This window comes from Methanothermobacter tenebrarum (assembly GCF_003264935.1).
In the GTDB taxonomy this organism is placed as follows: domain Archaea; phylum Methanobacteriota; class Methanobacteria; order Methanobacteriales; family DSM-23052; genus Methanothermobacter_A; species Methanothermobacter_A tenebrarum_A.
The window spans coordinates 1-7,790 of the sequence record NZ_QLOE01000016.1 but is presented as its reverse complement, the minus strand read 5'-3'; the positions used below and the strand labels follow the sequence as shown (position 1 = coordinate 7,790).

General features: G+C 40.3%; 10 protein-coding genes and 1 pseudogene. 6 read left to right on the top strand and 5 right to left on the bottom strand.

Annotated elements, in window-relative coordinates:
- Positions 1-141: 141 nt before the first annotated feature.
- Positions 142-417, bottom strand: a complete 276-nt coding sequence (locus DPC56_RS07990; RefSeq protein ID WP_112094549.1) for an acylphosphatase — start codon at positions 415-417, stop codon at positions 142-144.
- Between the two features lie 106 nt (positions 418-523).
- Between DPC56_RS07990 and DPC56_RS07985 the strand changes: the two genes are divergently transcribed.
- Complete coding sequence (locus tag DPC56_RS07985; RefSeq protein ID WP_112094548.1) at positions 524-820, top strand: hypothetical protein; 297 nt, start codon at positions 524-526, stop codon at positions 818-820.
- A gap of 108 nt (positions 821-928) precedes the next feature.
- Here DPC56_RS07985 and DPC56_RS07980 read toward each other — a convergent pair whose 3' ends face one another.
- The 3 genes from DPC56_RS07980 to DPC56_RS07970 are packed head-to-tail and all read right to left on the bottom strand — an operon-like array spanning position 929 to position 3,340.
- Positions 929-1,246, bottom strand: coding sequence for a zinc-ribbon domain-containing protein (locus tag DPC56_RS07980; protein ID WP_112094547.1), 318 nt, complete (start codon positions 1,244-1,246; stop codon positions 929-931).
- Between the two features lie 7 nt (positions 1,247-1,253).
- Positions 1,254-1,928 (bottom strand): ribosomal-processing cysteine protease Prp, encoded by a 675-nt coding sequence (locus DPC56_RS07975; protein ID WP_112094546.1) that lies wholly within the window; start codon positions 1,926-1,928, stop codon positions 1,254-1,256.
- Positions 1,925-3,340, bottom strand: a complete 1,416-nt coding sequence (locus tag DPC56_RS07970) for a B12-binding domain-containing radical SAM protein (protein ID WP_112094545.1) — start codon at positions 3,338-3,340, stop codon at positions 1,925-1,927. Before DPC56_RS07970 ends, DPC56_RS07975 begins: the two co-directional genes overlap by 4 nt.
- Positions 3,341-3,405: 65 nt before the next feature.
- Between DPC56_RS07970 and trmY the strand changes: the two genes are divergently transcribed.
- The 5 genes and pseudogenes from trmY to DPC56_RS07950 all read left to right on the top strand — a co-directional run bounded on the left by trmY (position 3,406) and on the right by DPC56_RS07950 (position 6,427).
- Positions 3,406-4,038: a tRNA (pseudouridine(54)-N(1))-methyltransferase TrmY gene (trmY, locus tag DPC56_RS07965; protein ID WP_220084832.1), complete on the top strand. Its 633-nt coding sequence runs from the start codon at positions 3,406-3,408 to the stop codon at positions 4,036-4,038.
- A 101-nt stretch (positions 4,039-4,139) separates the two neighbouring features.
- Positions 4,140-4,292: a hypothetical protein gene (locus tag DPC56_RS08250; RefSeq protein WP_181454432.1), complete on the top strand. Its 153-nt coding sequence runs from the start codon at positions 4,140-4,142 to the stop codon at positions 4,290-4,292.
- Positions 4,293-4,322: 30 nt separating this feature from the next.
- A pseudogene (locus tag DPC56_RS07960) lies at positions 4,323-4,652 on the top strand (MFS transporter); the annotation flags it as partial.
- A 41-nt stretch (positions 4,653-4,693) separates the two neighbouring features.
- Positions 4,694-5,521: an MFS transporter gene (locus tag DPC56_RS07955; protein WP_220084831.1), complete on the top strand. Its 828-nt coding sequence runs from the start codon at positions 4,694-4,696 to the stop codon at positions 5,519-5,521.
- Positions 5,522-6,208: 687 nt separating this feature from the next.
- Positions 6,209-6,427: a hypothetical protein gene (locus DPC56_RS07950; protein WP_112094542.1), complete on the top strand. Its 219-nt coding sequence runs from the start codon at positions 6,209-6,211 to the stop codon at positions 6,425-6,427.
- 206 nt (positions 6,428-6,633) lie between these two features.
- On the opposite strand, the gene DPC56_RS07945 is transcribed toward DPC56_RS07950, so the two are convergent.
- Positions 6,634-7,790 (bottom strand): pseudomurein-binding repeat-containing protein (locus tag DPC56_RS07945; RefSeq protein WP_281267934.1); only part of this gene is annotated, 1,157 nt, incomplete at its 5' end.

Here is a 7,790-nt window from a genome sequence, read left to right as displayed (position 1 = left end):
TGGCAAGTGGTATAGCGCAGATGCAACAAGCAGTAGAAACAGTCTAGGTGTAATAAACAATTGGAACACAGCAACCGTGAAAATACTAGGAACCTACGCAAGCCTACCATTCTAATATTCTTTTCTTTTATTTTTTTGTGGTTAGTAGCGTATTTGGAAGTTTTTGAATTCTCCCTTGTATTCCTCCCAGTTTATTTCAATGTTGGTGACTTTAGCCCCGCGCGGTCCCACCTTGCAAAACTCTATTACTTTTTCCACATTTTCTTTTTCGCCTTCAAGGACGGCTTCGACTCTGCCATCTGGTAGGTTACGCACCCAACCTTTCACGTCATGTGCCATTGCAACATCCTGGGTTTTATACCTGAAAAATACGCCCTGAACCCTGCCGGTGATAAATATGTGGGCTCTAACTTTCATATCATCCCCCACATCCTATTTTATCAGTAAAACATAAAATATACCATTAAAGATAATATTATTTATAGGTGAATAATTTTTTCGTTGTGTGTTGGGGGTGTCTATTTTGGAGATTGGTTTGTATGTGACCGGTGAGGTTAGGAGTGATGGGACGGTTGAAATCCCCCAGAATATCAGGGAAACTTTTAAAATGCAAGAGGGCAAGTATGTGAATTATAAGCTTGTCAGACATGCTAAGATCAGAAAGGGTGGCGTGAAAACGAGGAGCATATCTAGGACTATATGGGAGCGTCTCACACCTGATGGGGCTCTTAAGATCCCGGAGGATCAACTTGAACTCTATGACATCAGGGAAGGGGATTTCGTAAGCATTTACCTACAAGAATCTACGAGAGAAGGCTAAAAAAAAGATACATATTAGTCCACCCTTGGCGGGGTGGAACCCCTCCTATTTTTTTGCGGGTTCTTCCTAACTCTTTTAAGATGGGGGGTTTTAGACAACACAGGGTTTTTAGCTTTTTTTGAGGATTTTGTATATGGCGCCGACTATGATAAGTATTCCTATGATTATCATTATAGAGGGGCCTATGATGTATCCGATATCTATCTTTAGTATGGCTGAAATTCCAATGATTATCAAGAGCGTTCCGAATATCACGCCTACTATTAACCCACCATGGGGCAGGCCGAAGCATTCTTCCTTATAGCGTTCTTCTGGTCGGTTGAAGCATGTGTCCCCTTGTTTTTGGATTTGTAGGGGTGCTCCGCAGCCTGAGCAAAATTCTGCGTCCTCTTCATTTTTTTTACCACATTTTGGGCAATAGACCATTTTTTCATCACTCCTTTATATTTTTTTGACATTTTTTCAGATCGCAAATTTCACATATTCTCCTATGTGCTTTTTGTGATGATAGTATCCGGGTTATGATCCAGATGGGGATTAGTATCAAAAGGTAAAGTTCAATGAGTAGGCTATTGTTTATTTTTTCCATGCCGATAAGTAGCATGAACGCTCCCAGGACAAAAAAAGCATTCAAAAACAGATTCAGGAAACTTATACGCCATTTAAATAAGCTATTATATAATAGGCAGGTCAAGGTTCCTGTAAAGCCCAGCCAAAATATTATAGTCATGTTTTCACAGGGTAATCTGCCGATGAGATACAATAATACGCCGAAGAGGGAGATTACAGCCCCTATGACCAGTCCACTGCAGCCTGCACAATAAATTTTATCCCCTACCTGGATGACATGTTCAGAGAAATTCCCACAATCAGGATGATGCCCCTTAAATTCCATGATCTTATTACCCTTTTTTTGGAATTTTGATGGGAAGATCCCGGCTAGAATGCCCAAGAAGCAAATTAAACCAAAAACTGAAAAAATAGGTAGTTGGTGCCAATGAGAAGTTGCACTAGCCGGGATCTTGAATACCATTATAGGTAAGAAGAACAAGCCTATCAATGAAACACTTATAAAATATATGAAGGTAAGATTTTCTGATATTTTCAAAACAAATCCCCCAAAGCTTGAAGAAGGCCCCTACCAGCCATGTACCTGTAAACTCTCCCCTTTAAAGTGTTTAGTGAGAATAGCCCCTTCAGGCGCCTTTTCACGTTCCCATAGAAGCTCCTGTAACACTCGTATAATTCTTCTTGCACTTCTTCCCTTGAAAGGTTTTCTGTGGGCATGACAGCATGTATCATATCATAGTTCGCCCAGTTTGTGTCCTCTATCCATCCATTGGCCTTGGCAGTATCATAAAGTTTTGTCCCTGGGAATGGTGTTAATACCATGAAAATTGCAAGGTCAGGGTCTACCATGTTAGCAAATTCTCGCAATTTCTCTATGGATTCGTGTGAATCTCTTCTTTCTCCTATTATGAAAGTTGCCTGGGCGAATATATCATTCTCCTTTAAAAGGTCCATGGAAACCTTGGCATCAGAACTTCTAATATTCTTATTGAAACCTTTAAGGGTTGGATCATCATGTCTTTCCAACCCGGCCATAATCCAATAATTGCCAGCTTTCCTCATTTTAGGCAGTATATGCCTGTTTTTGATGATATCATCGCTCCTGGCTTGGACAAACCATTTCAGATCATCCAAGTCTCTTTTTATGAGTTCGTCGCATAATCTTTCAATCCTATCACCTGAACCTAGGTTGTCGTCAGTGAACCACAGGAATGTGCTCCCATATTCATTGTATAGGTATTCTATTTCATCAGCTATACGCTGGGGTGATTTGGTTCTCCACCCTCTCCAATGTTTCCATTGTGAACAAAAAGTGCATTGATGATCGCATCCACGTGAAGCTTCTATGAGAGCATATCCTGCGTTTCCTGCCATCATCTTAAAATGATATTTTTTCATATGATCTGCGACAAAATGATAACCTGGGAATGGCAACTCATCTAGGTTCTGGATAAGTGGCCTGGGAGGATTGTGTATTATCTTACCATTGTGTTTGAAGGATAATCCTCTAACCTTTGAAATGGGCATGTTCTTCTCTATGCTTTGGATGAGTTGGTTGAGTGTTTCTTCGCCTTCGCCGCGGATGATAAAGTCGATCTCTGGATATGATTTGAGAGTTTCGTGGGCCGTGGCCGTGAAATGTTGGCCGCCGACAACGGTTATTATATCTGGGCTGATTTTTTTCGCTGTTTCAACGGTTCTAAGAACTAGATAAGCGTTACAGGTTGCCAAGGAGCTTGGGACAACTATATCTGGTTGGAAGGATTCTATGTGTTTTTCCAATTCTTTCCAGCCAACCTTCTCGGCCTGACAATCCAAGACCTTTATGTGTATATTTTCATTTTTAGCCTCAATGTAGGCAGCTAACTCTAATATACCTAATGGTGGCGGCTTGTATTCGCCCATTAGAAACCATGGGTCTTTTGGGGGTTCTATGAAGAGAACATTCATAAGAATCTATATCCTTTATATGCTAAGGGGGGTTTGGAAATACTTTTACATTACATGTTATAAATATGAGTTTTATGAGGGGTTTTCTTGTTATAGGAAATAAGGCTACTACTAGTCCCTTTAGTTTGAAGAATATTCCAGGGGCTGGGCGGATGGATATATTGTGTCGTTGCATCTCCCAGGCTATATTCTTGTCCCATTCCATAAGAAAATCTTTGGAAGTTTATCTTCTCCTACTTGGCGATCCCAATCCTCCGATAGTCGTGAAGATCAAAAGTGATGAGGTTAGGAGGATGTCACCTGATGAGCGGAGTATAGCAGGACTTATAAGAAAAGCTTTAAAGTTTAAAGCAGGAGAAGGATGGACCGAGACGAACTCTGGAATATTCATTTCAAAAAAGGGTCTTAGAGGATTGTTAGAGGATCTCTCCAACTCCTACCACATATATTATATGAGAGAGGATGGAGAAGACATAAGGAAGATATCATATAAAATGGAGAACCCATTATTTGTCCTAGGAGACCATGTTGGAGTCAAAAAGGAAGACGAAAAAATAATACTTCGATTCGCAGAGGATATTGTCAGCGTCTCCAAGCTTTCTTTAATGGCCGAACAATGCATAACAATCGCAAATTATGAACTTGACAGAACCTCAATGAACATCCAGAACACGCTTTTAAACTATTCCAAAAAATAGAGAAAAATGTGGGGGAGTTTACCATCTCTACAAAGGCAATCATATAAAATGATAATAGACATTAGGCATGCTAGGATGTTGACAAACATGGGGGGATAATATTGGATGATTATAGGCTACGCTACCTTGTATTGGCAACTGTCATGATTGGGAGTATAATGGGGCCCATTGATGCCAGTATAGTCAATACGATACTTCCAGTTATAGCCCATTCATTTCGCACGACAATCTCTATAGTCCATGGGTTCCTATGATATATCTTCTGATTATTAGCAGTCTTATTATTTTATGGTCGACTGGGTGACATAATCGGCTACAAGAAAGTTTACATTTGGGGGCTTGCAGGTTTTATCCTAACATCTCTTTTTTGCGCATTTTCACCTACTGTGTATCATCTTATACTTGCAAGGGCGCTGCAAGGAATTGCCGCGGGTATGATGATGTCGGTACCTTATGCGATAATCACAGGTTCTCTCCCACCTACCGAACGCGGCAAGGCACTCGGAATTAATGCTATAAGCATTTCTGCAGGACTGGCTATAGGACCATCCCTTGGAGGTTTTGTAACATCACTTTGGGGTTGGCGTTCAGCATTCCTTATAAATGTCCCATAGGTTTACTTGGCATAATCCTCACTTGGAAATTTATACAAGAATTGAAGGGTCGACAGGGAGAAATAGACATTCTAGGGGCCATAACAGCATTTATAAGCCTATTCTCATTATTATATTTCGTCAATGTAGCCCAGACAACCGGATTAAACCCTCAAAATGTGATATTCCTCATATTGGGTGTTTTAAGCGCTATGACCTTCCTATACATTGAGACTCGCGTTTCTCAACCAATGTTAAACTTGGAACTCTTCAATAACAGGACTTTTACCCTTGCAAATCTAGGCGCACTATTAAATTTCATGTCACAATATGTTATGGTATTTCTCACACCATTTTACATGCAAAGGATCCTACATTACCCGGCAGATAAGATAGGCATAGTCATGACATCATTTCCACTAGCAACCATGATAGTCGCACCATTCAGCGGATACTTATCAGACAAAATAGGTACAAGGATACTAGCATCTCTCGGCGCGGGAACATGTGCATTGGCACTTTTCCTCATGGCTACTTTACCATCCCATACGACTCAAATGGATATCATGTGGAGAATGGCCCTATTCGGCATAGGGACAGGCATATTCCAGTCACCTAACAATAGCGCGGTTATGGGCAGCGCCCCCAGACCCTATCTGGGCATAGCCTCAGGAGTCCTCGCGACAATAAGAAATGTTGGCATGGTCCTTGGCATCGCAACAGGAGGCGCAATATTATATGCAATTGTACCGTCCGAGATCCTGCAAGCATATATACTCCAAGGCCCTGATGCTCTCTTTTTCCTTTCAGGTTTAAGATCCGCATACTCTGTTGGGGCCATATTAACAGAAATGGCTGCCATAGCCTCAATACAACAAAAAAATATATAACCATACTTTCAGATGAAGCATGATCCAATGAGGATACTTCCCATCATAGGATGCTTTCAATCCTTCTCGAAAAGAGCATATAATTTCCCACACTAATTTTCTTAAAACCCCCCCACACGATCATTGAACATACATCTTCGTGATCGGTATTTTGGCAGGATTGTTAGGAAGTCAAAGCAAGCGGATGCGCAATAAACACTGGCATTACCCCCTCCTTTCATTGCAAGGGGGATATTTCAATTGCTTATTGCTGTTGTAGCAAAACTTAGTTGCAGTGATTCATCTGGTATATCCATATGAATAAGCCATTTGATCCTCGAGAGCTTAAAATGGCTGTGAATTCCATTATTAACCTAAATATAATGAAGGAAGAAATAAACCGTTATAGGAGCTATTTGAGCATTTAGGTAATTGCGTGACAATTCTTCAGGGCGTAAATGACGGTGAAGATTTCATTTTCAAGGACATTAACCCTCTTGGGAAGCACACAGAAAAAGTGAAAAAGGAAAATATTATAGGGAGATAAGTGAAGCGCTCCCCAGCAGTAAAAGATTGCGGTTTACTAAAAACATCCCAAGGGAGTATATAAGACAGGCAAAGCATGAAAATGAAGGAGTCAATAGATGAGGACGCGGCCTCGCATGCAAATCATCATCTGATGATATCTACGATGACACGACAAAATATATGCGCATAAAAAAACTTGAAAAAAAGGAGCAACTATATAAAACTATACTCGAAAAAATTGGTTCTGCAATGATCATCACAGACAAAAACACCACAACTTTACCTAAAAGATCTGAAAAACTTACAAGCCACTCCAAAGAAAAAATAGAAGGCAAAAAAAGTCTCCTAGAATTCATAAAAGATGATGTGGAGATAATGAAAAAGAATATTATCATCTAAACCCTCGCACAACCCCCCCAAAACATGCAATTTTCAAATTGTGACAACCAAGGAAAAAACTAAAGAATGTACAGGCAACCACCTTTTGTGATCTTAGGGTGCTCTTCAGATTATTCAAAACTTGCCATTATCAACAACCAAATCCTGGCGGGATTATTAAAACTTTTTGAACCCCCCTGGGGAATATCAAAAGAAAAAAAGAGGATTTAAAAGAATCTGAAGAGGGTCCCACTAGAGTATTTAACTGTTGTATAAGAGTCGCTCACCTTCGTATATAAATCCTTGTATGCATAGGAATCCTGGAAAATCCTGAAAATCTTATAATTAAACTTCAATGTAATTATATTCGAGCCACTGTTTACCCCACCACCTTGCATGGTATATCGTGTTAGATATACCTTACTTCCACTGACATGCAATTTTCCACATACTAGGCAGTAATCAGCGTCACAATGGGTACAATACCACATACCCTCGTAATTACCATCTACTGGTCCTCCTTGTTCGAAGGCTAATGTCCCATACCTGCCACAGCATGGGCAATAATTAACAAATGCACTTGTATAATAATTGGAATAATCCCTTGATCCACAACTGCACCTTCCAGTAGCCTTCACATAATCTTTAGTCACCTGAATATTATATGCGCCTAGATAACCTGCTATAATCGGCGTCTTAAACTTGAAAATGTCAGAATAGGTTTCAACACTGGCTGGTAATGTCCCATTCACTTTATACGAATTTAGAATCTTCGAAAATTCTAGGATCAAGAAATCGCATCCTAATTTCCCTATTGGACTAGTAACTGAATTCGGCAGGCGACCATAGGCTTTGATGAAACTTTCCACCCTCTTAGCCAAATCAACATAATCGGCCTTTGTCAATTCACCCGCAGCGACACCATTTAAAGGGTTTGGCGCCGGGTTCACACCCTTTTGGGCCATGGTCTTAAGCTCCTCCAAGAACTTGTTATAATTCGCCGCTGCCTGCGCTGCTCTACTAGCATCTGTAAGGTCATTCAAATATGGTATCATATGACTTGTAAGGTACAGAAACTGGGCCTTAGTAACTGTGAGAGTATCGGAGAGTTTCACACTTCCTGGAACCTCACCTTTCTCATCTATAAAAGTGATTATACTACCAGCACTCTTTAAAACATTCCCTGCTATAGAGTTATCATTGAGTATCAGTTTTTTCACATCATCTGGCATTTTACCCTTTGGAGTATTCCCCCCAATAGCCGACGATGCTACTTTCACACTTTTTATTGTCACAGAACTTGGTAATCTTCCGTTGGTGTTGTAGAAGTTTATTATCCTGCTGTAGGCGTAGATTAGGCTTTGGTAGTTTATTTTGCCAATGC

Coding starts and splice junctions, on each gene's coding strand:
- DPC56_RS07990 (WP_112094549.1), bottom strand. CDS start 417: ATGAAAGTTAGAGCCCACATATTTATCACCGGCAGGGTTCAGGGCGTA.
- DPC56_RS07950 (WP_112094542.1), top strand. CDS start 6,209: ATGCGCATAAAAAAACTTGAAAAAAAGGAGCAACTATATAAAACTATA.
- DPC56_RS07980 (WP_112094547.1), bottom strand. CDS start 1,246: ATGGTCTATTGCCCAAAATGTGGTAAAAAAAATGAAGAGGACGCAGAA.
- trmY (WP_220084832.1), top strand. CDS start 3,406: ATGAGTTTTATGAGGGGTTTTCTTGTTATAGGAAATAAGGCTACTACT.
- DPC56_RS07970 (WP_112094545.1), bottom strand. CDS start 3,340: ATGAATGTTCTCTTCATAGAACCCCCAAAAGACCCATGGTTTCTAATG.